At 71.6% G+C, this 24,631-nt stretch carries 20 protein-coding genes and 2 pseudogenes; 13 read left to right on the top strand and 9 right to left on the bottom strand.

The annotated features are described in order from the left end of the window. The first annotated feature begins 41 nt into the window (after positions 1-41). The 4 genes from E1291_RS18230 to E1291_RS18215 all read left to right on the top strand — a co-directional run bounded on the left by E1291_RS18230 (position 42) and on the right by E1291_RS18215 (position 2,570). The gene (locus E1291_RS18230; protein ID WP_131739018.1) at positions 42-317 is read left to right on the top strand and encodes a hypothetical protein; all 276 of its coding nucleotides are present in this window, start codon (positions 42-44) and stop codon (positions 315-317) included. Positions 318-1,065: 748 nt separating this feature from the next. Continuing rightward, complete coding sequence (locus E1291_RS18225; protein WP_131739017.1) at positions 1,066-1,257, top strand: hypothetical protein; 192 nt, start codon at positions 1,066-1,068, stop codon at positions 1,255-1,257. Positions 1,258-1,429: 172 nt separating this feature from the next. Then, positions 1,430-1,837 (top strand): NAD(P)/FAD-dependent oxidoreductase, encoded by a 408-nt coding sequence (locus E1291_RS18220; protein WP_131739027.1) that lies wholly within the window; start codon positions 1,430-1,432, stop codon positions 1,835-1,837. Between the two features lie 52 nt (positions 1,838-1,889). Next, positions 1,890-2,570: a DUF1345 domain-containing protein gene (locus tag E1291_RS18215; protein WP_207400793.1), complete on the top strand. Its 681-nt coding sequence runs from the start codon at positions 1,890-1,892 to the stop codon at positions 2,568-2,570. A 153-nt stretch (positions 2,571-2,723) separates the two neighbouring features. Here the strand turns inward: E1291_RS18215 and clpB are convergent, their stop codons facing one another. Genes clpB through dnaK form a run of 5 tightly spaced genes read right to left on the bottom strand, consistent with a single transcriptional unit; the run spans position 2,724 to position 9,021 of the window. Next, complete coding sequence (clpB, locus tag E1291_RS18210; RefSeq protein WP_242614220.1) at positions 2,724-5,327, bottom strand: ATP-dependent chaperone ClpB; 2,604 nt, start codon at positions 5,325-5,327, stop codon at positions 2,724-2,726. Further along, positions 5,324-5,674: a chaperone modulator CbpM gene (locus E1291_RS18205; protein ID WP_131739015.1), complete on the bottom strand. Its 351-nt coding sequence runs from the start codon at positions 5,672-5,674 to the stop codon at positions 5,324-5,326. The genes clpB and E1291_RS18205 overlap by 4 nt, the downstream gene beginning before the upstream one ends. After that, positions 5,674-6,639, bottom strand: a complete 966-nt coding sequence (locus E1291_RS18200) for a DnaJ C-terminal domain-containing protein (RefSeq protein ID WP_131739014.1) — start codon at positions 6,637-6,639, stop codon at positions 5,674-5,676. Before E1291_RS18200 ends, E1291_RS18205 begins: the two co-directional genes overlap by 1 nt. Continuing rightward, positions 6,639-7,160, bottom strand: coding sequence for a nucleotide exchange factor GrpE (locus E1291_RS18195; RefSeq protein ID WP_278045269.1), 522 nt, complete (start codon positions 7,158-7,160; stop codon positions 6,639-6,641). The genes E1291_RS18200 and E1291_RS18195 overlap by 1 nt, the downstream gene beginning before the upstream one ends. Continuing rightward, positions 7,138-9,021, bottom strand: a complete 1,884-nt coding sequence (gene dnaK, locus E1291_RS18190) for a molecular chaperone DnaK (protein WP_131739012.1) — start codon at positions 9,019-9,021, stop codon at positions 7,138-7,140. The genes E1291_RS18195 and dnaK overlap by 23 nt, the downstream gene beginning before the upstream one ends. Positions 9,022-9,691: 670 nt before the next feature. On the opposite strand from dnaK, the gene E1291_RS18185 reads away from it, so the two are divergent. The 3 genes and pseudogenes from E1291_RS18185 to E1291_RS44000 form a co-directional block, all read left to right on the top strand. Further along, positions 9,692-12,463 (top strand): LuxR C-terminal-related transcriptional regulator, encoded by a 2,772-nt coding sequence (locus tag E1291_RS18185; protein ID WP_165495172.1) that lies wholly within the window; start codon positions 9,692-9,694, stop codon positions 12,461-12,463. 299 nt (positions 12,464-12,762) lie between these two features. Further along, positions 12,763-13,122 (top strand): hypothetical protein, encoded by a 360-nt coding sequence (locus E1291_RS44005; RefSeq protein WP_131739010.1) that lies wholly within the window; start codon positions 12,763-12,765, stop codon positions 13,120-13,122. Next, positions 13,067-13,336 (top strand): annotated as a pseudogene (locus E1291_RS44000) (pentapeptide repeat-containing protein); the annotation flags it as partial. The gene E1291_RS44005 and the pseudogene E1291_RS44000, both read left to right, overlap by 56 nt. A gap of 171 nt (positions 13,337-13,507) precedes the next feature. On the opposite strand, the gene E1291_RS18170 reads toward E1291_RS44000, so the two are convergent. After that, a complete protein-coding gene (locus tag E1291_RS18170) occupies positions 13,508-14,362 on the bottom strand; it encodes a MarR family winged helix-turn-helix transcriptional regulator (protein WP_242614218.1) in 855 nt (284 codons plus the stop codon). A 139-nt stretch (positions 14,363-14,501) separates the two neighbouring features. On the opposite strand from E1291_RS18170, the gene E1291_RS18165 reads away from it, so the two are divergent. Next, positions 14,502-15,368 carry a haloalkane dehalogenase gene (locus E1291_RS18165; protein ID WP_131739009.1) on the top strand — a complete coding sequence of 289 codons (867 nt, stop codon included), beginning with the start codon at positions 14,502-14,504 and terminating at the stop codon, positions 15,366-15,368. Positions 15,369-15,537: 169 nt separating this feature from the next. Here the strand turns inward: E1291_RS18165 and E1291_RS18160 are convergent, their stop codons facing one another. Next, positions 15,538-16,680: an acyl-CoA dehydrogenase family protein gene (locus E1291_RS18160; RefSeq protein ID WP_131739008.1), complete on the bottom strand. Its 1,143-nt coding sequence runs from the start codon at positions 16,678-16,680 to the stop codon at positions 15,538-15,540. 83 nt (positions 16,681-16,763) lie between these two features. Between E1291_RS18160 and E1291_RS18155 the strand changes: the two genes are divergently transcribed. Both E1291_RS18155 and E1291_RS18150 read left to right on the top strand, forming a co-directional pair. Then, the gene (locus E1291_RS18155; protein WP_131739007.1) at positions 16,764-17,360 is read left to right on the top strand and encodes a TetR/AcrR family transcriptional regulator; all 597 of its coding nucleotides are present in this window, start codon (positions 16,764-16,766) and stop codon (positions 17,358-17,360) included. Positions 17,361-17,742: 382 nt separating this feature from the next. Then, positions 17,743-19,251 (top strand): M20/M25/M40 family metallo-hydrolase, encoded by a 1,509-nt coding sequence (locus E1291_RS18150; protein WP_131739006.1) that lies wholly within the window; start codon positions 17,743-17,745, stop codon positions 19,249-19,251. Positions 19,252-19,269: 18 nt separating this feature from the next. Here E1291_RS18150 and E1291_RS18145 read toward each other — a convergent pair whose 3' ends face one another. Beyond that, entirely contained in the window at positions 19,270-20,079 is an 810-nt protein-coding gene (locus E1291_RS18145; protein ID WP_131739005.1) for an SAM-dependent methyltransferase, read from the bottom strand. A gap of 3 nt (positions 20,080-20,082) precedes the next feature. Continuing rightward, positions 20,083-21,444 (bottom strand): PP2C family protein-serine/threonine phosphatase, encoded by a 1,362-nt coding sequence (locus tag E1291_RS18140; protein ID WP_131739004.1) that lies wholly within the window; start codon positions 21,442-21,444, stop codon positions 20,083-20,085. A 760-nt stretch (positions 21,445-22,204) separates the two neighbouring features. Between E1291_RS18140 and E1291_RS18135 the strand changes: the two genes are divergently transcribed. The 3 genes and pseudogenes from E1291_RS18135 to E1291_RS18125 all read left to right on the top strand — a co-directional run. Beyond that, complete coding sequence (locus tag E1291_RS18135) at positions 22,205-22,711, top strand: hypothetical protein (RefSeq protein ID WP_131739003.1); 507 nt, start codon at positions 22,205-22,207, stop codon at positions 22,709-22,711. Between the two features lie 240 nt (positions 22,712-22,951). Next, entirely contained in the window at positions 22,952-24,007 is a 1,056-nt protein-coding gene (locus tag E1291_RS18130) for a TRAFAC clade GTPase domain-containing protein (protein WP_131739002.1), read from the top strand. Continuing rightward, positions 24,000-24,631 (top strand): annotated as a pseudogene (locus E1291_RS18125) (hypothetical protein); the annotation flags it as partial. The gene E1291_RS18130 and the pseudogene E1291_RS18125, both read left to right, overlap by 8 nt.

Here is a 24,631-nt window from a genome sequence, read left to right as displayed (position 1 = left end):
CGGCCTATGAGGCGGTGCGGGCGCGGCTCCCGTGGGCCCCGGTGTTGTACCCGCAGACCGCGGCCGCTCTGGAGGAGCTGCTGGAGCGCGACGTGCCGGGCCGGTCGGTGTTGTGGCTGAACGAGCTGCGCCATTACGCCGACGACCCGGGCGGGCAGCGGGTGCTGTGGAGACTGAGCGGCCTGCTGTTGGGCCGCGACCAGGTGATCGTCATCACCAGGTGGGGCCGGACTACTGGGCCGCCTACACCGATCACCACGGCGGCCCTGGTTTCGCGGACCCGATGCACGCCACCCGGGCCCCGCTGCCCGACCTGACCGGGGCTTCTCCCCGGGAGGTCGATGCGGCGGAGGAGGGGAGGTCTTCACCGGCGATGAGCTGGCCCGTGCCCGCCACCACGGCGGTCCGCTGCTGGAGGAAGCGATCACCGCTGCTGAGTGCGGGGGGTCGCCGGGCAGGTGGCCCAGTACCTGGCCGGTGTCCTCGCGCTGCTCGCCCACTATCACGGGCCCGGCGCCGGCCCCTACGGGCAGGTGCTGATCAGGGCGGCCATGGACGCGGTCCGGCTGGGCCACCGTCACCCGCTCAGCCCCGAGCTGCTGCGGCAGGCCAGCGTTGGCTGCCTGCCCGACCGGGCGCGGGCCCTGTCCGAGCCGGCGTGGCAGGGAGCGTGGTCTGGCGCGGGAGTACGCCACCCGCACCCTCAAGGGCGCGGTCAGCCCGCTGAAGGCGGTCCCTCCCGCACACGGCGTTGGTGTCGACGGCTATCGCCTGGCCGACTACCTCGACCAGCACGGCCGCCAGTACCGCGCCGACCAAATCCTCCGCCCGCGTTCCGGAAGGCGATGGCCCACACACCCGCCCCGACGACCTGCAACGGCCGGGAGACACCGCCAAGCAGTGCGGCCTGTACCGCGACGCCGCTCAACTCTGCAAACACGCTACCCGGCGCCGCGACCCCCGCGCGGCTGCGACTCTGGTCGACCTGCTGGACACTGTGCATTCCGCAGACCACCGCCCCGCCCACTGGGCCCCACCCGCACCACCCTCGACGACCCGGGCGCCGTGGCCTTCCTGCTGGAACGGTTGCGGGCGGTGGGGGCGCACGAGCAGGTCACCAAGCTGGTCGGACGGTTGCCCGCCGCGGGTTTGTTCGGTCGGTTCATCGAAGTCGCTGATCACAAGGAGCGGTTCCGGTTCGGGCGGGAACCGGACGGGACCCCTGCGGCCCCGTGGAGATGGGAGGACCTGGATTGAACGGCGCCGCTGATTCACCGCCGCCGCAGACACGGAACCGCGCCGGTGACGTTCACTTCCCTCCCAGCGGCCGGTTCAGTCCCGCCTCCGAGGCAGCACCGCCGCCCAACCTGGCATCGGCTGGGCCAGCCCCTACCGGCTGCGTGTGCATGCCGGCCGCGCATACCGCGGCATGGTCTGGCGGCAATTCGGCCGGACAAGCCGCGCTGTTCCTCAAGAGCGCTCAGAGAGGATCGAAGTACGGCGGCACACCATTGTCCGGGAGGCGTGCGGAGACGGAACACTTCGCGCGGTGGTCACCGAGGACAACCGCACCGGGGAACGTGAGACGGTGCCGGCGCGGGGGCTGTTGGTGTTCATCGGCGCTGTGCCGCATGCCGGATGGCTCGCCAGGCGCCTGGAGTTGGACGAGCGCGGGTTTGTGCGGACGGGGCCGGGCACACCGCTGGAGACGAGTTGGAGGGGCGTGTTCGCGGTCGGTGATGTCCGGAGCGGGTCGGTGAAGAGGGTCGCCTCGGCCGTCGGGGAGGGCGCCATGGCGGTTCAGATGGTGCACAGGCACCTCGCCCGAACCGGCTGAGGTAACCGGCCGGGCGCTCGCGACCTCGGAGCTGTTGACGATTGGGGACGAGGTGGGTGACGAGCTCGACCCGTCCGTCGAGGCTAACGGGACCGGACCTCCCAGGCGGTTCCTGTCGGTCCGCAGGCTTGTGCTGTCGCTGGGAGCGGGCGTCGTCGGCGGTGCCACGGCCGCCGTGCTCGGGGTAGGGCACGTGAGCTTGCTGGTCGGGTGGGTGCTGGCCACCGGCACGATCTTGACGTGGGTGTGGTGGCTCAGTTGGCCGCGGGGGCCGGAGGACACCAAGCTTCTGGCCGAGGCGGAGGGGGATGCCCGCTCGACCGACGCGGTGGTGCTCCTGGCCTCGGTGGCCAGCTTGGCCATCGAGGCCGACGCCCAGATCCGCTATGCGGGGCGTCAGGACGCGCTCTCGGTTACGGCGGTCATTCTCGTCGTCCTCGCGGTCGTTCTGTCCTGGGCACTCGTGAACACCGTGTTCGCGTTCCGATACGCCCGCCTTTACTATGAGGACGCCGACGGGGGCATCGATTTCCGGCAGACCGCGCCTCCCTCCTATAGTGATTTCGCCTACATGGCCTTCACCCTCGGAGTGGCTTGCACGGTATCTGAGAGCCAGCCCGCCGACACCCGGATCCGCCGAACCGTTTTGGGGCATGCCTTGCTGGCGTATGCCTTCGGCACCGGGATACTGGCGGTTGCCATCGGCCTGGTCACCGGGATCGGGCAGGGGTGACGAGGCGGCTCTTCAGACAGGGCGGAGGCCAGGGAGAGCGGTAGGGAATCCCAGCGGAGTGCCGGCCCCGCGGGAGGGGCCGGAGCACGGCGCTCGCGGGCCCCGCAGGCGCGCACGTGACGACGGCGGCGGCGAACCGAGTGACTGCGGTCGTCAGTCCCAAGGATTCTCGAAGCGGACCTTCAATTCCCCGTCCTCCGCGGTCACGTGGATGACCGCATCGTCCCGGACGTCCCCGGCGATCAGGGCACGGCCGACGCGGGTCTCGACCTCGTGGGCGATGAACCGGCGGAGCGGACGCGCGCCGTACACCGGGTCGAAGCCCTGTTCGGCGATCAGCCGGCGGGCGTCCTGATCGACCTCCAGGCGCATCCTGCGGTCGGCGAGCCTGGCGCGCAGGTCGTTGAACATCAGGTCGACGACCTGTTCGATCTGCCGCAGTGTCAGCGGCTTGAACAGCACGACGTCGTCGACGCGGTTCAGGAACTCCGGGCGGAAATGGCGGCGCAGTTCGGAGTTCACCTGGTCGCGCGCCGCTTCCTTGATCTCGCCTTGGTCGGTGACCCCCTCCAGCAGGTGCTGAGATCCGATGTTGGAGGTCATGATGATGACGGTGTTGCGGAAATCGACGGTGCGTCCCTGGGCATCGGTCAGCCGCCCGTCATCGAGGACCTGGAGCAGGGTGTTGAACACGTCGCCGTGGGCTTTCTCGATCTCGTCGAACAGCACCACCGAGAAGGGCTTGCGGCGCACCGCCTCGGTGAGCTGGCCGCCCTCCTCGAAACCGACGTAGCCGGGCGGGGCGCCGACCAGCCGGCTGACGGTATGGCGCTCCTGATACTCACTCATGTCGATGCGGACAATGTTCTCCTCGGTGTCGAACAGGGCTGCGGCCAGGGCGCGGGCCAGCTCGGTCTTTCCGACGCCGGTCGGACCGAGGAAGACGAACGAACCGATGGGCCGGCGGGGGTCCTTGATCCCGGACCGGGCTCGGACGATCGCGTCGGCCACCAGCCGCACCGCCTCGTCCTGGCCCACCACCCGCTCGTGAAGGATCTTGTCGAGGCGCAGGAGTTTGTCGCGTTCGCCCTCTTGGAGGCGGCTGACCGGGATTCCGGTCCAGCGTGACACGATGGCCGCGATCTCTTCCTCGGTCACGACCTCGCGGAGCAGCCGGCCCCCGTTCTGCTTGCTGGTCTGCCGCTCCTCCTCGGCCCGCAGCCGCCGTTCCAACTCGGGGAGCCGGCCGTGGCGCAGCTCGGCGGCGCGGTTGAGGTCGTAGTCCCGTTCGGCCTGAGCGGCCTCCTGGCGGACTTGTTCCATCTCCTGGCGCAATGCCTGTACCTTGCGCAGCGCTTGGCGTTCGGCCTCCCATTGGGCCCGCATGGCGTCGGCCTCGGCGCGCAGGTCGGCCAGTTCCCGGGCGAGGCTGTCGCGCCGCGACCTGCTGGCCGCATCGTCCTCCTTGGCCAGCGCGGCCTCCTCGATCTCCAGCCGCATCACCTTGCGGGTGAGCTCGTCGAGTTCGGCGGGCATCGAGTCGATCTCGGTGCGCAGCATGGCGCACGCCTCGTCGACCAGGTCGATCGCCTTGTCCGGCAGGAACCGGTCGGAAATGTAGCGGTGGCTGAGCTGCACCGCGGAGACCAGCGCGCCGTCCTGGATCTTCACTCCGTGGAAGACCTCGAACCGTTCCCGCAGTCCGCGCAGGATCGAGATGCTGTCCTCGACCGTGGGCTCGTCCACCAGCACCGGCTGGAAACGCCGCTCCAGCGCGGCGTCCTTCTCGATGTGCCGGCGGTACTCCTCGATGGTCGTCGCACCGATCATGTGCAGTTCGCCGCGCGCCAGCATCGGCTTGAGCATGTTTCCGGCGTCCATCGCGCCCTCGGTGGCCCCGGCGCCCACGACGTTGTGCAGTTCGTCGACGAACAGCAGGATCCGGCCCTCGGCCGCCTTGACCTCGTTGAGGACGGCGGTGAGGCGCTCCTCGAACTCGCCGCGGTACTTGGCGCCCGCGACGAGCGACCCCATGTCCAGGCTGAAGATGGTCTTGTCGCGGAGCCCCTCGGGCACGTCACCCCGGGTGATCCGCTGCGCGAGGCCCTCCACGATCGCGGTCTTGCCGACGCCCGGGTCGCCGATCAGTACCGGGTTGTTCTTGGACTTGCGGGACAAGATCTGCACCACGCGGCGGATCTCGGTGTCGCGCCCGATGACGGGATCGAGCCTGCCCGCCGACGCGTCCGCCACCAGGTCCCGCCCGTACTTCTCCAACGCCTCGTAGGCGGTCTCGGGCACCGCGGAGGTCACGCGCTGGTTACCGCGGACCCGGGTGAGCGCCTCGAGGAAGGAGTCACGGGTCAGTCCCTGCCGTTCCAGCGACCGTCCCGCCGCCGTCCGCGGCCCCTCCTCCAGCAGTGCGATGACCAGGTGCTCCACCGACACGTAGTCGTCCTTGAGCCGGTCGGCCTCTTGCTGAGCGGTGTCCAGAAGCCGCGACAGCCGCTGGGTGACCAGCACCTCCCCGGGACCGGTACCCGGCCCGGTCACCTGCGGGCGGCGGCTCAGCTCGGCCTCCACCGCCTCCCGGATACGCCGCGGTTCGACCTTGGCCTCCGAAAGCAGCCGGGGCACGAGTCCTCCGGGTTGGTCGAGCAGGGCGAGCAGGAGATGCTCGCCGTCCACCTCGACGTGTCCGAAGCGCAGCGCCTTGGTCTGGGCGTCGTGCAGAGCCTCTTGCGACTTCTGGGTCAAGCGGTTGGCGTCCACTGTCGTCCTCCGGTGGTGTGCGGCGATTCTCGGCGCAGAGCCCGCTCCAGATCCGCGATGCGGTCGAGCAGCTCCACGACCAGCCCCAGAGCCGCGTAGTTGAGGGACAACCCCGCCCGCAGTCGCTGGAGGCGGCCGAACTCGCTGAGTTGTTCGGAGTCGAACCACAGCTCACCCGAGGCATCGGCGCTGGCGTTCAGCAACCCCAGGCGCACCAGACGCCGCACCAGCACGGGATGGGCGCCGGCGGTGGAGGCGAAGGTCTCCAGTCTCAACCGCGACGACGGGGTGTGCACGATGGCGTAGACGGTGCCTGGCAGCAGCTGCTCCATCAGGCCCTCCTCGGATCGAACGATGATGCCTCCGCGAGCTGCTCGAACAGCCGCCGCTCCCGCTCGGACGGCTCGGACGGCACCATGACGCGGGCCTCGGCGTACAGGTCTCCCGGGTCGCCTCGCGGGTTGGGCAGGCCGCGGCCGCGCAGCCGCAAGCGCCGCCCGCTGGAGGTTCCCGCGGGCACCTTCACCTTGGCCTCCCCGCCCGGTGTCCGGAACGCCACGGCCGCGCCCAGCGCCGCCTCCCAGGGCGCCAGCGGCAGTTCGGCGGTCACGTCACGGCCGTCGACGCGGTAGCGGGGATGCGGTGCGATCCGCGCGATCAGGTACAGATCGCCGGCCGGGTCACCGCCGCCGCCCTGTCCGGCCAGCCGGATTCGCTGACCGTCGGTGACGCCCGCCGGAATGGTGACCTCCAGCCGGCGGGGGCCGTCCGGGCGGTCGACGGTGACCGCGCGCTTGCCGCCGCGGTAGGCCTCCTCGACGCTCACCTGGACCTCGGCCTCCTGATCGGCGCCTCGTACCGGGCCCCATGCGCCCGAAGCGGCGCGCCCGGCCGGGCCGCCGCGCCCACGGGCGCCGAACAGCCCGCCGAACAGGTCCTCGAAGTCAATGCCCTCACCGAAACCGCCCGCGGTGGTGTAGCCGGCTCCGGGGCCCGCTCCGGAGCCGGCGCGGGCACCGGCCCTGGCACGGGACCGCGAGCGCGCCCACATGTCGGGGTCGACGTCTTCGGGGACTTGGCGGAAGTCCGGTCCGAACGCGTCGTAGCGGCGGCGCTGGTCGGGATCGGAAAGGATGGCGTAGGCCTCCGAGACGTCCTTGAACCTCTCTTCGGCGTCAGGGTCTTTGTTGATATCGGGATGGTGCTGCCGGGCGAGCTTCCGGTACTCGCGCTGGATCTCGTCCTGCTCGGCGTCCCGCGAGACGCCCAGGACCTCATAAGGATCGCTGACGGCCATCACTGATCCTTGCCCGCCACCGACACCAGCGCCGGCCGCAACTGGTGCTCGTCATCGCCGTAGCCCGGCTGGTGCACCTCCACCACCGTGCCAGGGGGCGATCCGGTATGGGTGCGGACCGCGACCGCTTCGTGCCGGGCCGGGTCGAAACGGGCTCCCATGTCGTCCCGGCGCGAATAGCCGAGTTCGCGCAGCGTCGCCAGCGCCCGGTCGTACACGCCCCGCACGCCCTCCATGAGGCTCACCGGGTCGGCGTCGGCGTGCTCCAGCGCGCGTTCGAGATCGTCGACGACCGGCAGCCATCGCGTGCTCACCTCGTCCCGCTGCGCCCGGCGTTCGCGCTCCAGGTCCCGCGCCATGCGTTTACGCGTGTTGTCCAGATCCGCTAGGGCACGCCGCCGCAGGTCTTCGAGCTCGGCCACGCGCGCTTGCAGTTCGGTCACGCGTGCCGCCGGATCCTCCGCCCCCTCGGGCCGCTGGGACCGCTGCTGGGCATCGTCATTCGGTCGTGAATTCGGCATCGATGACATCGTCGTCGGATCCTCCCGTCGTGGGGCCGCCCTCTTGCGGGCCGCCGCCCGCGCCAGGGCCGGAGGTGGTGTCGAGGCCGTGCAGCACCTGCCGCAAATCGGCGGTCAGCGACCGCAACCGCTCCAGTGGCGCCTCCTCCTTGACGGCCTGGCGACCGTCCTCGATCAGCGACTCCGCACGTGCCCTCTCGTGCGCGGGCACGTTGTCGCCCAGCCCTTCGAGTCGCCGTTCGACCTGGTAGGCGACCGCGTCCAGGTCGTTGCGCGCGTCGACCTGCTCGCGCAGCCGGGCGTCGTCCTGGCGATGCCTCTGGGCATCGGCGACCATCCGCTCGACCTCGCTCTCGTCGAGGTTCGAACTCTGGCTGATGGTGATGCGCTGCTCCGCGCCGGTGTCCTTGTCCCGCGCGGAGACGTTGAGGATGCCGTTGGCGTCGATGTCGAAGGTCACCTCGATCTGAGGTTCCCCGCGGGGCGCGGGACGGATGTTCTCCAGCCGGAAGCGCCCCAGCACCCGGTTGTCGGCCGCCCGCTCCCGTTCGCCCTGCAGAACCACGATGTCGACGGCGTTCTGGCCGTCCTCGGCGGTGCTGAAGGTCTCGGTGCGGCGCGCCGGGATTGTGGTGTTGCGCTCGATGACCTTGGTCATCACGCCGCCGAGGGTCTCCACGCCCAGGGACAGGGGAGTGACGTCCAGCAGGAGGACGTCCTTGACCTCCCCCTTCAGCACGCCGGCCTGGATGGCCGCGCCCAGCGCGACGACCTCGTCGGGATTGACGGTCATGTTGGGCTCGCGGTCGCCGGTCTTGCGGCGGACCAGGCTCTGCACCGCCGGGATCCGGGTGGACCCGCCCACCATGATCACTTCGTCGATGTCGTCGGCGGTGACTTTGGCGTCGCGCATGGCCCGCTCCATCGGCCCGACGCAACGCTCGATCAGGTCACCGGTGATCTGCTCGAACGTCGACCGCATCAGAGTGGTGTTCAGGTGCTTGGGGCCGGTGGCGTCGGCGGTGACGAACGGCAGGTTGATCTGGGTCTGGGTGACGCTCGACAGCTCGATCTTGGCCTTCTCGGCAGCCTCGAACAGGCGTTGCAGCGCTTGCGGGTCGGCGCGGAGATCGATGCCGTTGTCGCGCTGGAACTCCTCGGCGAGGTGATCGACGACACGGCGGTCGAAGTCGTCGCCGCCCAGGTGGCCGTCGCCGGAGGTGGCGCGGACCTCCACCACGTCGTCGCCGATGTTCAGCAGGCTGACGTCGAACGTCCCCCCGCCGAGGTCGAACACCAGCACGGTCTCGTTGGACTTCTTGTCCAGGCCGTAGGCGAGCGCCGCCGCCGTCGGCTCGTTGATGATGCGCAGCACTTCCAGGCCGGCGATGCGTCCGGCGTCGGTGGTCGCCTGCCGCTGCGCGTCGTTGAAGTAGGCCGGAACCGTGATCACGGCTTCGGTGACCTTCTCGCCGAGTGACCTGCCCGCGTCCTCCACGAGCTTGCGCAGCACCTGCGCGGAGATCTCCTCCGGGGCGTACTTCTTGCCCCGTACGTCGAAGCGGACCGTCCCGTCGGGCCCCTCGGTCACATCGAAGGAGACCGCGTCCTTCTCGCTTGCGACCTCTTCGTACCGGCGCCCGATGAAGCGCTTGGCCGAGGAGATGGTGCCCTTGGGGTTGAGGATCGCCTGCCGCCGCGCCAGCTGGCCGACCAGGCGTTCCCCCTGCTCGGTGAACGCCACCACCGACGGGGTCGTCCGGGCGCCCTCGGAGTTGGGGACGACGGTGGGCTTGCCGCTCTCGGTCACTGCGATGACCGAGTTGGTGGTGCCCAGGTCGATCCCGACTGCTCTGGCCATCACATGTCCTTCCGTAGCTTTGCGGGACGGTCTCGGTGGGGCCTCCCGCGCCTTTCGGCCGAAACCGCGGCTGGGCGGTGCGGCGGCGAGAGACGCTGGGTGTCAGATCTCGAAGGGCTCGGCTCGGCGGCCTGGTGGTGCGCTTTTGCGGCGCACCGAACGCACACGACAACCCGTCCTTACCGATGTTCGTGCTGTGTGCCGCCGGTCACATCCTTCGACCGTGTAGGTGGATTCCGGAAACCGTGGCGCTCTCCCGATCTGCTTGGGTCCGGCTCCCACCTTCGGAAGGCGTCGTCCCTCTCGACCGGACGTCTGGAGCCGATGCCAGGCCGTGTCGTCGGCCCCCATAGCAGGCCGGATCCCTTGGGCCTGTCAGTTCTGAGGATGCGATTGTGCGGCTGAACCACGCGCTGGCCCGGCCTGCCGAACCGTTTTCCCCGGCTGGCGCAACCCTCAGACGCTGTAAGGGAACGCGTCCAACCTGTTCTCGACCTCCGGCTTTGACAGCACCCTGCTTTGACGGGCTCCGGTCGTCAGCCGGTAAAAGGTCGGTGAATTTGGGGGAGAGGGCCGGTGGCCGATCTTCGGCACGGGCATGCCACCTTGCAGTCGGGGGCAGAGCGGCCCTGTGAACCGACCGCAGCCGCCACCGGCGGAACGAAGGGCCTTGGACCGGCTCCAGGAGCACCGACAGGTCACCGACCTGTTGGCCGGACCCGACGCGCCGGCCGACCCCGCGGCGAGCGCGACCCGGGTTCTGCTCGTCGAGGGAGAGGCGGGAATTGGGCGTACCCATTTTCTGGCCGAGGCCTGCCAGGTGGCTGAACACAACGGATACGTCGTGGCTGCCGGCGGTCCCGTCGAGCTTGGGCCGCCGGCGCCGATGGAGCCGCTTTTGTCGGCTCTGACGGGGATCGTGGATGTCGGCGAGACAACCGCCGAATCCTGGCGCCAGGCTTGGCAGGTCGAACAGTTGCGCGCGGCGGTGGAAGCCAAAGCGCACTCCACCAGGGTTCTGGTGGTGCTGGACGATCTGCAGTGGGCCGACACCGCGTTGATCAGCGCGCTCCGGGTTCTGCCGGCGCAATTGGTGGCGTCACCCGTGTGCTGGATCCTGGGCCGCCGCCGGGCAGCGGCCGGGCGCGCCTTGGACCAGTTGTTCACCCTGCTGAGAGCGACGGGCGCTACCCAGATGACATTGCCCCACTTCGACGATGAGGCGATCCTCGGACTGTGCATCGACACTCTGGGCGCGAAACCAGACCGGGCCCTCCGCGTCCTGGCCGGACAGGCCGGCGGGAACCCCTCGCTGGTCGTTCAGCTGCTGAAAGGACTACGCGAGGAGGGCAGCCTCGCGGTGGGCGAAGGACGCGCGTGCCTGACCGGCTCCCGTCTCCCGGAACGAATCCGGTTGCTGGTGAAGCAGTGGCTTGATGTCCTGGACTCCGGCACCCGGCATCTTCTTGAGGTCGCGGCCGTCGTCGGCGCCACCTTCCACCCCCGGGATGCCGCCGAACTCCTCGGAATCACCCCGGCCGAACTCCTGCCCCCGCTGGAGGCCGCGGTCGCGGCCGGCCTCCTGGAGGCTCGCGGGGACGATCTGGCCTTCCGGCATGACCTCGTCCGCCGGATCGTCGCGGCCGGCATCCCCGGCCCCGTCCGCCAGTCGCTGCAGGTGCAGATCGGGTGGCTGCTTCTGGAACGCGGGGCCCGGACCACGGCGGCGGTCGCTCTTCTGATGAGCGGCGCAAGTCCAGGCGACCCCCACGCCCTGGCGGGCTTGGACGTGGCCGCAGCCCGAATGCCCGCCGGCGCCTCGCACATCACCGTCGACATCGCGGGGCGCGCTCTCGAACTCACCGATCCCACCGACCGGTTGCACATTCCGCGGGTACTGGCGGTCCTGCATGCGCTCTTGGCCGCCGGCCGGCCGGCCGAGGCCGTGAAGCTCGCCGACGCGGCGCTGTGCGGCAACGCGACCGGCGCCATCGCCGCCGAGATGATGATCATCCAGGCGCTCGCGCTGTCGCCCATGGGCCAGGCGAGCAGGGCGGCGGAGACGGCCCGGGCCGCGCTCGACATCGCGGGGTTGCCCGAGGAGTTGCGCCGGCGTGCCGAACTCGCCCTCCTGCAAGCCGAGACGCTCCGGAGCGGAAACGGCGATCTGCGGGGCCGGGCGCAACAGATCGCCGTCGGCGACGGGTCTTCCGGCCGGCCTTTGACGATCGCGGCGCTCATCCTGCTCGCGCGGGACGCCTGGGACGCGGCGTGTCTGACGACCGCGCTCGACTCGCTGGAGGAGGCCGTCAAAGGAACGCTGGGCGCCACCCTGGACGCCGGTCAGCCACATCCCAGCATGATCCTCGCCATGAGGCTGGTGCAGTTGCGGCGGCTCGATGAAGCCCGGCGGGCGATGGAAACGGTGACGGGAGGGCTCGGCAGCAGCGGCCCGGCGGCGTGGTCGCCGGGCCTGGCGATCGTGCGGTCCTGGCTGCACCTGGCGGAGGGACGACCGGATGAGGCGATCGCGGAGGCGAGAACCGGACTCGATGAGGCGACCGCGGCGGGCGCCCATCTCCTGGCGGCGGCCGCGAGATGCGCACTGTCGGCCGTCGCGTTGCACCGCGGCGACCTGGAGAATGCGGCGGCGGCTCTGACAGAAGATCGTCGGGCGGCCGAACGCCCCCCGCGCGACCTCGGTCTCGCGGACCTGGTCGCGGCGCAGGTGGCCGAAGCGCGCGAAGGTCCGCGGGCCGCCGTGACAGCGCTGAGCGACCTGTTCGACAGTCCGCGGGACTACTACCGGTTGCTTCTCAGCGGCCCCGCCACACCGGCATGGCTGACACAGACCGCGCTAGCGGCCGGTGAGACCTCGGGGGCCGAACGGATCGTCGCAGCCGCTGTTGACATCGCCCGGCGCAACTCCACTGTGCCGAGCGTGTCGACCGCGGCCCAACACGCCCGCGGTGTTCTGCACGCGGACCCCGAGGCCCTGCGTGCCGCCGCCAGCGGACACACCGATGCGTGGGCGCGTGCCTTGGCCAGTGAAGACTTGGCGTTGCTGCTGCAACATCAAGGCGAAGAACGCGAGCAGACAGTGCGGGCGCTCGACGAGGCCCTGTCGCAATATCGGGCCGTCGGGGCGGCGCGAGACACCGCCCGAGTGCGCAGCAGGCTCCGCCGGCTGGGCGAGCGGCGTCGCCATTGGGAGAACCGCAGGCGGCCCGCCAGCGGCTGGGCGGGACTCACCGGGACCGAGCAGCGGGTCTCCCTGCTCGTCGCGCAGGGACTGACCAATCAGCGGATCGCCGATCGACTGTTCATCAGCGTGCACACCGTCGCCTATCACCTGCGGCAGGTGTACCGCAAGCTCGGCATCGGCTCGCGCGTCGAACTCACGCGCCTGGTGACCGACTCCAGAGACGAACCACCGCGATGATCGCCGCGCCGGCCTAGGCGGGGATGACCGCCCGGACCGGGTGCTCGGTGCCGCCCTCGATCCGGTACCGGACATTCCCCCGGACCCGTTGCGAGAACTCCCCGCGATCCATTTTCTGCGACGTTGGTGACGGCGACGGCGCCGACCCACCACCATGCCGAGATCAGCGGCACCGCGGCGGCCGGCACGAACCCGCCGGTGAGCTGGGCGCGGTTGGCCGCGGTCTGTAACCCGTCCTGGCCGCCCAGCGGCGCGAACGTCACCCCCGCCGGCACCAGGACTCCGGCCACCGCAGCGAGATGGACGGGAGAATGGTGGAGGCGGCCGAGGAGCCGTTCCGCGAGTTTCGCGAGGCGGTCACGCGCGCGCACGCGCATGGGCAGCACGCCAGCCTGGTCCGGGTCGACCGGGTCGCCGAGGGCTGTTACATGCTCCGCCGGCGGACCCGCCGCCACCGCGATCCGGTCGGCGGGCACGTGGTCGAGGGGAGCGAGGACGAGCTGGTGCCGCCGGACTGGCGGGCGGCGGCCTGGGGCCTGGAACTCCGCCACCCCGACGGATTCGCCCGGTCCCTACAGGCGCCCGGCCCCGGTGGCGGCCCGGATGCGCGGATGGCGGGCCGCCCTGACCGCGCTGGCCGTACGACCCCGCCGCCCTGAGCGTCGCAGCTTGGACCTCAGTGGCCTTCATCTGGCCGGCGCCCGGCTGAACGGCGCCGATCTGCGCACTGCGGACCTGCGCGGGACGAACCTGGAAGGCGCGGACCTGAAGGGCGCGGACTTGCGGGATTCCGGCTTGGAGGACGCGAACCTGCGCGGTGCGGGCCTGCGTAGTGCGGATGTGCGGGGTGCGGACTTGCGATCTGCGGGCTTGAAGCACGCGGACAAGGGACGCGCGGAAGCGGAGATGCTCGCGCCTCGGTCGAGAGAGCGCACGCAGGACGCGAGCCCGCGTCGTGCCGAACCTCGGGGCTTGAGTGATGCCGAACCCGCCGCCTACGGTCGGTACGTTGGGCCGCGTCGCGGGCGGAGCAGGTCGATCTGCTTACGGCAAGAGCTTGGTGAGAAGGACGCGAAGTTCTTGCGCGCCGTCTGGGCCGAGGGCGTCGTCGATGTCGCGCTCCATGCTCTCCAGGGCTTCACGCACTGCAGGCATGCGGGCGCGGCCGAGGTCGGTGAGCTGTAGGGCATAGCGGCGTCGGTCGTGCGGGTCCTGGCCGCGGGACACGATGCCGGCCTGGACCAGTTCCTCGATGAGCGATGCGGTGGCGGGCTCGGTCAGGTGCAGGTATCGGGCCAGTTGCTCTTGCGGGCAGGGGGCGAGCCGGTCCAGCGCGGGCAGCAGGGCGAAGTGGCGGGTGCGCAGGCCGTGCGCCGCGAGCCGATGATCCCCAAGACGGCGCAGGCGGTAGTGGGCTTGCGCTATCAGGTACTCGACGCTCTGGATGGCGGATGGCCCGTCGTCGGCGACGAGCGTGGTCAACAGCTCGGTGAGGCGCCGCCGTTCGAGGTCGGTGAGCGCGGCGGTGACCCGGGCGTCGCTGTCGGCGACGGCTCGGCGCATGCCGTCCAGGGCGGTACGGCCCGCCTCGGTCAGCGACAGCATGTAGGTGCGGCGGTTGGCCGGGTTGCGAGTGCGGACGACATGGCCCGCCTCCTGGAGCCGATCGAGCAGCCTGACCATGATCGTACGGTTGATGCCGAGCCGGTGGGCGAGGTCCTGCTGGGAGGGGGCGTCCGCGTCGGCGAGGATGTCGAGCACCACGAACTCGCGCGACCGGGGCCCGTCCTGCACGGCGTGTGCGGTGACGGCCGTGAACACGCGGCGCATCAGGTGACCGGTGGTCGCGTGCAGCGGTCCGGATTCATCGTCGACGACGTTCGCCGCCTGGTCGGGCACGAGCCTCACCTCCGGGGGTGATGGTAACAGGCTGATGCTTCTGTCGGTGACGGTTGCGTCAGCATTAGTTGGGGTGTTGACAGTTGGAGGAGTGCGGATCTAGATTCCAGCTGCCGAACCAGCGAAGGGTTTAACGATCATGCACACTGTCGCCGTCCTCGACTCCCACCTCGCCTACACGGAGACCGGGCAGGGCGAGTCGCCCGTGGTGTTCCTGCACGGCAGCCCCACCTCGTCCTACATCTGGCGCAACGTCATCCCGCACGTCGCCGATCGCGCCAAGGTCCTGGCCCCTGATCTGATCGGGATGGGCGCCTCCGGAAAGCCCGACATCGGTTACCGCTTCGCCGACCACGCCCGCTACCTGGACGCGTGGTTCGAGGCCATGGGGCTGAAGGAGGCCGTCCTGGTCGGCCACGATTGGGGCGGCGCACTGGCCATGGACCGTGCCGCACGCCACCCCGACCAGGTGCGCGGCGTCGCCGTCCTGGAGACGTTCCTGCGGCCGCAGATGTGGGCGGAGCTGCCGCAGGACGTGATCGACCATTCCAAGGCGCTGCGCACCCCCGGGCTCGGTGAGCGGCTACTGCTGGAGGAGAACGCCGCCATCGAGTTCGCCCTGCCCCACCCGTTCGCCATCAAGACGGGCCTCAGCCCAGAGGACCACGACGTCTACCGCGCGCCCTACACCGATCCTGCGTCGCGCCTTCCGTTGCTCCAGTGGCCTCGCGAGATTCCCTACGACCGCGAACCGGCCGATGTGGCCGAGCGCATGGACGCCTACGGCGAATGGCTTGCCGGCAGCCCCGAGGTCCCCAAACTTCTCCTCACGGTCGAGGAGGGTGTCGGTATCGCCTCCCCCGAGATCGTGGACTGGGCCCGCCGGAACATCGCCGCCCTCGAAATCGAAGGGATCGGGCCCGCCGGCCACCAGGCCCCCGAGGACCAGCCCCACGCCATCGGCCAGGCCATCGCCGGCTGGCTGAACCGTCATCACCTCATCTGAGCCGGCCCGGCGCGGAACCCGCCCGGTTCGGGTGTCGGCGGGGTGAGCGTACGGCGCTCCTTCCGGGGAGGAGCGCCGAAAGACGGGGCGGCGAGGCTGGTGGGGGTGTTGGGAGCCGTCGGGGAGAGCAGTGGGAGATGATCAAGCGAACGACGGCGTATCGGATTGCTCAGCGCGCCAGGTGGCGGGAGATCACCAGCCGCTGGATCTGGTTGGTGCCTTCAAAGATCTGCATGACCTTCGCCTCGCGCATGTAGCGCTCGACGGGGAAGTCGCGGGTGTACCCGGCGCCGCCGAGGACCTGGACGGCGTCGGTGGTGACCCGCATGGCGTTGTCGGTGGCGACCAGCTTGGCGACCGACGCCTCCCGGGCGTAGGGGCGCCCGGCGTCCTTGAGTCGCGCCGCCGCCAGGTAGGTGGCCCGCGCCGACTCGACCGCGGCAGCCATGTCCGCGAGGACGAACGCCAGCCCCTGATGCTCGATGATCGCCTTGCCGAACGCCTCGCGCTCCTTGGCGTAGCCGACCGCGGTGTCGAGCGCCCCCTGGGCGAGACCGGTGGCGACCGCGGCGATGCCGAGGCGCCCGGCGTCCAGGCCCGCGAGCGCGATCGGCAGGCCCTGTCCCTCGGCGCCGATGAGGTTGCCGGCGGGGATCCGCACGTCCACCAGGCGGACCGTCGCGGTCGTGGACCCCATCAGGCCCATCTTGTCCTCGGGCCGGTCGAACTCCAGGCCGGGCGTCCCCGCCGGGACGTAGAAGCAGGAGATGCCACGCGACCCCTCGTCCGACGTCCGCGCCATGACGGTGTAGAAGTCGGCCTTGCCGCCGTGGGTCGTCCACGCCTTCGCGCCGTTGAGGACGTAGGAGTCGCCGTCGCGGACGGCCTTCGCGCGCATCGCCCCCGGATCGGACCCGGCGTGCGCCTCCGAAAGGCAGTACGCGCCCAGCCGCTCGCCCGACAGCATGTCGGGGAGCCAGCGGGCGCGCTGTTCTCCGGTGCCGTAGGCGAACAGCGGGAAGCAGGACAGCGCGTGGACGCTGACGCCCACCCCGACGCTCGCCCACACCGCACCGATCTCCTCCAGGACCTGGAGGTAGACCTCGTAGGGCTGGTCGCCGCCGCCGTACTCCTCCGGATAGGGCAGGGTCAGCAGCCCCGCACGCCCCAGCGTCGTGAACACCTCGCGGGGGAAGGTCCCGGTCCGTTCGGCGTCGCCGGCGCGCGGCGCGAGCTCCTTCGCCGCTATCTCGCGCGCGAGCGCGATGAGGTCCGCGGACTCCGGCGTGGGCAGGTGGCGCGTGGCGGGCATGCGGGACTCCTTTCGCCACCCTGAACGGTACCAGAGACAGTACTGAAGAACTCGTTTCGGTACTCTTCTGGTACCGTCGGCGCATGACCACGCCGGCCGGCACGCGCGCCTCCCGCGTCGAGCGCCGCCGCGAGGAGCTCGTCGAGCGGCTCATCGAGGTCTTCCTCGACCGGGGGTTCGCCGACCTGGGCGTCGCCGACCTGGCCGCCGTCCTGCGCTGCTCGAAGAGCACGCTGTACGCCGTGGCCCCGAGCCGCGAGCAGATCATCGTCGCCGTGGTCCGCGCCTTCTTCCGGCGCGCGACCGCGCGGGTGGAGGCCGACCTCGACGCGAGCGCCGACCCCCGCGAGCGGGTCGGCGCCTACCTGCGGGCCATCTCGGCCGCGCTCGCCCCGGCGTCGCCCGCCTTCTTCGCCGACCTGGACGCGTTCGCCCCGGCCCGCGAGATCTACAAGAGCAACACCCGGTTCGCGGTCCGCCGCGTGCAGGGGCTCGTCCGCGAGGCGTCCCCCGGCACGGACGCCGCGTTCGCCGGCGCCGTCGCGGGCCAGGTGATGGAGGCGATCCACCGCGGCGAGATCAAGGCCGAGACCGGCCTCGACGACTCCGCCGCCTACGCCGCCCTGGCCTCCCTCATCGTCGCGCGCATGACCACCGCGCCGGGCGGGCGGACCGCCTAGCCGCCGGTGGCGGTCGTGCGCCGCCGTTCACGGCTCGGGAGGAATGGCGCCCGGGGGCCCGGTCCCCGGCCTCGGGAATTGAACGCATGTAGGTGGTTTCGGAGTTCTCTTATGATGTTGAGAGACGATCCGAATCGGCCACCAATCGCACATGGAAACCATTTCTGTTCGCCCGTGTCCCAGTCATGTTCCCCGGACGACCTGGGAACCCGGCGTGGGACACCGGTGACGGAGCGGATCGGCGGGAGTCATGGCGATTTCGGGAAAGGACGGGGAGAAGGGCCGGTATTGGCCGCGGTGATGCTGATCCGTCTCTTGTGGCGTTCATTACAACGTGCCAGGCTTCGGATGCTTTGTCCCCTTACTCATCGGAGACCGAGTCATGCGCAAAGCCGCGCTAGCATCGCTCCTCGGCCTGTCCCTGGCCGCCACCACCCTCGCGGCGGCCGGGGCCCGGGCGGAGGCCCCGGAACCGTCGAAACTGGCCGGGCTCGTCACCCTCAAGGGCGTCCGCCACCACCAGGAGAACCTGCAGAAGATCGCCGACGCCAACGGCGGCAACCGGGCCGCCGGGCAGCCCGGCAACAAGATCACGATCAAGTACATCGCGGACCAGCTCAAGCGGGCCGGGTACAGCCCGCAGATCCAGAACTTCACGTTCGACTTCTGGCAGGAGCTCTCCGCGCCCACGTTCGCCGAGACGGCCCCGAACCCGCGGACGTACGCGCAGGGCACCGATTTCCTGACCCTGCAGTACTCCGGCTCCGGTGACGTCACCGCCGCCGCGACGCCCGTCGACCCGGGCGCGACCGGCGCGGGCAGCGGGTGCGAGGCGGCCGACTTCGCGGGCTTTCCCAAGGGGACCATCGCGCTGATCCAGCGCGGCGGCTGCCTGTTCGCCGACAAGGCGGACAACGCGGTCGCCGCCGGGGCCGCCGCCATCGTCATCTACCAGCGTCCCGACGTCTCGGGTCCGGTCGGCGGGACGCTCGGCAAGCCCTACACGATCCCGGTGACGGGGCCGACCTACGCGATCGGCTCCGACCTGGTCAAGCGGGCCCAGAACGGCGGCCTGAAACTGCGGGTGAAGACCGACACGCTCAACCAGAAGCGCGACGCCGCCAACGTCATCGCCGACACCGGGCGCGGACGGGCCGACAACGTCGTGGTCGTCGGCGCGCACAACGACAGCGTCGACGCCGGTCCCGGCATCAACGACGACGGCTCGGGCACCGCGACCCTGCTGGAGACGGCCAAGCAGATCGGCAAGCTCGGCGGCAAGGTGCGCAACCAGGTGCGGTTCGCGTTCTGGGGCGCCGAGGAGGAGGGGCTGCTCGGCTCCCAGTACTACGTCGACAAGCTCCCGCAGGCCGAACGTGACAAGGTCGCGCTGATGCTCGACTTCGACATGCTCGCCTCACCGAACTACGTGCGGTTCGTCTACGACGGCGACAACAGCTCGGGCGGGAACAACGTCGAGCCGCCCGCCGGGTCGGGCGCGATCGAGAAGGCGTTCACCGACTTCTTCGGCTCCCGCGGGCTCGCCACCGACCCGACCTCCTTCGACGGGCGGTCGGACTACAACGCCTTCATCACCGCGGGCATCCCCGCGGGCGGCGTCTTCACCGGCGCGGAGGGCATCAAGACCGAGGCGCAGGCGAAGGTGTACGGCGGCACCGCCGGCAAGCCGTACGACCCCTGCTACCACCAGGCGTGCGACCGCTTCGACAACGTGAACCTCACCGGCTTCGACCAGATGATCGACGCCGCGGCGGCGGTGACCGAGAAGTTCGCCTACAGCACGCTCACCGTCAACGGGAACGAGCTCGCCCGCAAGCGCGCGCGGCAGGCCCCGGCGCTCGAGCGGATCGGCTCCTTCGCGACGAGCTGACCCGTGCGCGCGGACCCGTCACGCCTTCCGGCTGAGACCGGCGAGGAACCAGAAGCGGGACGGGTCCGCGGGCACGTCGCCGGGGGAGTCGGGCCGCCACAGCGGGCCGCGGACGAGCCCCGGTTCGAGCAGGTCGAACCCGTCGAAGAAACCCATGATCTCCTCGGCGTCGCGCAGCGTGGCCCGGCTCCCCTGCGACACCGCGCGCCGGTAGACCTCGGTGACGGCCTCGCCGGTGCGCGGCTCGTGGGTGCCGTGGCTGATGACGAGGTGGCTGCCCGGCGCCAGCGGCGCGGTGAGCTCGGCCAGGATCGCGCGGGGGTCCCCCTCGTCGGGGACGAAGTGCAGGACGGCCACCAGCAGCAGCGCGACCGGCCGGTCGAAGTCGATCATCGCGCGGGTGGTGGGGTGGCCGAGGATCCCCGCCGGCTCGGTCAGGTCGGCCTGGACCACGGCCGCGTTGGGGGCGTCGGCCAGCAGCGAGGTGCTGTGCGCGACGGCCACCGGGTCGTGGTCGACGTAGACGACCCGCGCGTCCGGGGCGGTCTCGTGCACGATCTCATGGACGTTGCCCTGGGTGGGGATGCCCGACCCGATGTCGAGGAACTGCCGCACGCCCGCCTCGGCCGCCAGGAACCGCGTCGCCCGGGTGAGGAACGCGCGGTTGGCGGCGGCGATGGCCCGGGCCTGGGGCTCGATGGCCTCCACCGTCCGGGCGACGTCCCGGTCGGCGGAGAAGTTGTGCGCGCCCCCCAGCAGGTAGTCATAGATCCGCGCCACGCTGGCCTGGCTCGGGTCGGTTCCTGACGTCCAGTCGGGACGGTCCACGTGCTACCTCTCGCTCGGTGCGGTGGCCGGCGCGGCGGTCGCCGCCCGGCTCTGGGCGCGGACGAGCATCACGGTGACGTCGTCCTGGTTCGGGATCGGCGCGAGCCTGCCGACGACGGCGTCGCAGGCGTCGTCCAGGCTCGTGGCCGCGTCGGCGAGCGTCGCCCCCAGCGCGGCGATGCCGGACTCCAGGTCGCGGTCGCGGGACTCGATCAGCCCGTCGGTGTACAGGACGAGTGTCGCCCCGTCGGGGACGGGCACCCGGACGTCCTCGTAGACGGCGCCGCCGAGGCCGAGCGGGAGACCGGGCGGCATGTCGATGGTCTCGGAGCCGCCGCCGGGGCCGAGCAGGATCGGCGGCGGATGCCCCGCGCGGGCGAGCACGGCGGTGCGGGCCCGGGTGTCCAGCACCGCGCACGCGCAGGTGGCGAACTGCACCGGGCCGAGATTGGGGGCGATGCGGTCGAGCCAGGTCAGGATCGCGGCGGGACCCATGTCGAGCATCGCCAGCGTCCGCGCGGCGGCGCGCAGCTGCACCATCACGGCGGCGGCCGCCGAGCCGTGCCCCATCGCGTCGCCGATGATGAGCGCGACCCGGCCGGCGGCCAGCGGGACGATGTCGCACCAGTCTCCGCCGACGAGGTTGGCGAGGCCGGCGGGCACCGACCGGTGCGCCACCTGCACGCCGGGGACGGCGCCGTGCGGCGCGGGCAGCAGCCCGGTCTGCAGGGCCCGCGCGGCGGCGTGCTCGCGCTGGTAGCGGCGGGCGTTGTCCAGGCAGCCCGCGGCCAGCGCGGTCAGCTCCTCGGCCACCTCGACCTGCGCGGAGGTGAAGGGGCCCGCGGCCGAGCCGCGCGCGAACGCCACGAAGCCGAGGGCGCCGGCGCCCGCCTTCAGCGGGACGAGCACGATGTCGACGAGGTCGCCGAGCCGGTCGCGGACCTCGGGCGCGGCGACAAGGCCGGCGTCCGGGGGCACCCCGGTGAGCCGCTGCGTCCTGCCCTCGGTGACGCAGGCGGCGAAGACGGTGTCGGGCGCGAACACCAGGACCTCGCCGGCGGGGAACCACGCCTCCAGCTCGCCGCCGCGCGAGCCGATCGCGATCCGCCGCGCCTCGATCGAGCGGTCCACCACGGGGCGCGGCGGCTCGTCGCCGACGATGAGGTACTCGGAGACGTACACGCCGACGGTGTCGGCGAACCCGGTCAGGGCCACCTCGACGAGCCGCCGGGCGACCTGCTCCATGTCCAGGGTGCCCGCCATCCGGGCGCCGGCGAGGCTCAGCAGCCGCAGCCGGGCGACGGGGGCGCCCGCCGCGGCCGGGCCGCCGCACCGCCGCCCGCCGGTCTCGACATCAGCGTCCAACGGCTCGCGCCTCCTGCCGGAAGGTCAGGTGCTTCGTGCGGGGGAAGGGCCGGGAGATCGTGTCTTCGAGCTGGTGCGATTCCCGTGGGAGGCCATCGCCGCCGGTCGATGACGGCCCCGCATAAAGCCTAACCACAAAAGTGGCCATGTGTTTTATGTGTGGGGACCGCCCCTACTTGGGACAGTCCGAAACAGGCTGGCGTTCGCAGCCGTTATTTCGAATATTCGAATGCCAGCTATTCGCGGCCCACCCATGTCGCCGCGGCGTTCGACGTCGCGCGCCGGACGTTCCGCACCGAGGCCCACCCGGAGGACAAGGCCCGTGGGCGTCTCCGGCCTGCGGCGGCGGCTGTTCGCCGCCGACCCGGGCTGCGGGCGGCCCGCGGCCGGGGGGCGGGCGGCCCGCGGTCTGGGGGCCACTGGCTCAGGCCGGACGAGTTGCCCGGATGGCTCCGGACGCGGGCCACCGGGCTCGTGGGGAGGGCCGCCGACCTTACCTGGGAGCGCGACATCGGCACGATCATCTGGATCGCGCCGGCCGCCTTCGGACCGGTGGCGCCGACCGGGACCGGCGGGCGGGCGTTCGCGGCAAGGCCGGCCGTCCCGGACCGGCGAGCGCGGTGCGCGACGCGAAGGCGCTGCCGCGCGTGCTCCCCGGGCACGGCCTGCGGCTCGGCGGCGTCGTGATCGACGTCGCCCCGGCCGTCTACCCGCTGCTGCCCGGCGTGGCCGCCTACGAGATCGCCGACCTTGCCGGGCGGTGCTTCGGCCCCGCCCGCCCGCCGAGGGCGCGGCCGAGCTCGCCCGGGCCGGGGTGTGCGCCGCCGACCTCCCCGAGTCCGGCCTGGACACGCTGGTGCGGGACGTGAAGCTGCCGCTGTCGGAACTGCTCGCCCGCGCCGAGCGGGCCGGGATCCACGCGGACGCGCCGCTGCTGAGCGAGCTGGAGGGGCGGTTCGCCGCCGGGATGGAGCACGCCGCCGCCGCGCGGATCGCCGGGCGTCCCTTCGACCTCGGCTCCACCAGGCAGCTCCAGGAGGTCCTGTTCGGCGAGCTGGGGCCACCGCGACCCGGCGAGGCTGCGCACCACCGTCGCCGGGCTGGTTCGGGAGATCGGCGCGGACGGGCGGGTGCGCACCGCCTTGGCCGGGCGAGGCGACGGGGTGGCCGAGCTCGTGCGCGAGTGGGTGACCTCGGCGTATCCGCTCGTCGCCGGCCTGGAGGTCGCCCCGGGGCGGGAGCCGACCGGGACGCCGCCGCCCGCTGACGGCCGGCCCGCCCGCCCCTCGGCGGTATCTTCACTCGAGTTGCGAACGGCTGTCAAAGCGGGGTCAGCAGCGCCGAAAACGAAAATGATCAATTCGAACATCGGCGGCCGAATGAAAGTTACCAATCAGTGTTCTCCGGATCGGTATCGCGGCCGTCTTCTTTCTTGAAATGCTGGTCGAGTAAATGTGGGGGCCGCGCACACCCGTGCGCCTGCGGGTGGCGAAATGCGGGGGGCCGCATGAAAGATCTTCATCGGGTCCGGCTGACCATGCTGGGAGCGCCCAAGGCGGGCAAGTCCACCTACCTTCTGGCGTTCTACGCGGCGTTGTCGAGGGGCGTCGAGAACTGCACGCTGCACGAGACCGACCGCAACGCCGACGTGATGCTCGCCGACGGATGGCGCGACCTCGGCGAGCGCGGGCAGCCCCCCGAGGAGACCAACACCGTGCCCCGGCAGCACACCTTCCTCTACGCCCGCGCGCTGAACCCGCTGGCGCACGTCCACTGGACCGACTACCGGGGCGGCGCGCTGCCGAGCTTCGTCGGCCCGGACGGGTCGCCGGACGCCGAGCAACTGCTCTGGGAGGTGTCCCAGGCGCACGGCCTGCTGCTGGTGCTGGACGGCGAGCACTTCCGCAAGCCGGTCGGCGCGGACCGGCGCGAGGCCGTCGCCCGCGACACCCTCACCCAGCAGATGTCCAGCGTCGTGACCGACACGCTCACGGTCCGCTCGCACGAGGGCCGGCCCCTGCCGGCCATCACCATCGTCATCACCAAGGCCGACCTCATCGACTGGAGCGGCACCGACGGGCCCCGGCGGCTGCCCGACCTGGTGGACGAGCTGCGGGCGCTGCTGCCCGCGGCGTTCGCGCCGGGTGTGGTCAGCGCGGTCTGCCCGGTGAGCGTCGGCGCCCTGGAGAGCGGACCCGACGGGGGCGTCCGGCCCGACTCGGTGCGTCCGGTCGACGTGCACCTGCCCCTGGTGTTCAGCCTCGCCTGCTTCTTCCGGCAGGAACGCGACAATCTCAACAGGCGGCTGGAGGAACTGCACGCCGAGCGCGTCGCCGCGCGGCGCGAGTGGGCGGCGCTGCCGCAGGGGGGCGGCTGGAACGCGCGCCGCGCGCGGGAGCGGCTCGCCACGCGGCTCCAGGAGATGGACCGGGCCGAGGCGTCCATGAACCAGTGGCGGCACCACTGCGAGACCGAGTCCGGGGCGCTCGTCCCGATGCTGCGCCACGTCCCGGTCTTCGAGGGCGGGCGGCCGGCGGCGTGGGCGGGATCGAACCGTGGCTGAGCCCGGGGCCGGGGGCTGGGCGCCCGTCCTCTACGGGCGCACGCTGTCGGCCGACAGCTGGTGGCGCGTCGTGCCCGAGGGGGTGCACCACCGCGGCTGGCTCGACGAGGTCGTGCACGCGACCGTGGCGGACGGGGCGGGGCTGCGCGAGCGGCCCCGGTTCGTGCTGGCGCAGGACGGCGCGCACCGGCTCGTCGGCGTCGCCTGCCGCGCCGCCGACCTCAGCGCGACGATGCACTCCGACGGCTCGCGGGAGATGCACTGCTTCGTCGGCTGGCTGGCGTTCGCCGGTCCGGCGGGCCCGCCGGCGGCGCCCGCCTTGGCGCGGCTTCGCGACGCCTACCGCGACTGGGCCGGAGCCGTCTACGAGCAGTGGATGGCACCGGTGTGGACGGCGCCGATGAGCGCCGTGCGGGTGCCCTGGAGGGCCGCCGCCGGACGCGCCCCCTGGCCGTTGGCCCCGGGGCCCGGCCCGATGCCGCTCTCCTCCCGGCGGCCCCTGGCCCCCGCCCCGCGGGGCGGCCCGCTGGTCGTCCCGCCGGGTGACTGGGAGCGCGTGTGGGACGAGGCGAACCGCGGCGCGCTGCCCGCGACGGTCGTGCTGGGATGGGCGTCCGCGCCCCG

Source organism: Actinomadura roseirufa (assembly GCF_900659635.1).
Lineage (GTDB): Bacteria > Actinomycetota > Actinomycetes > Streptosporangiales > Streptosporangiaceae > Spirillospora > Spirillospora roseirufa.
This window is presented reverse-complemented; position numbering and strand designations above follow the sequence as displayed.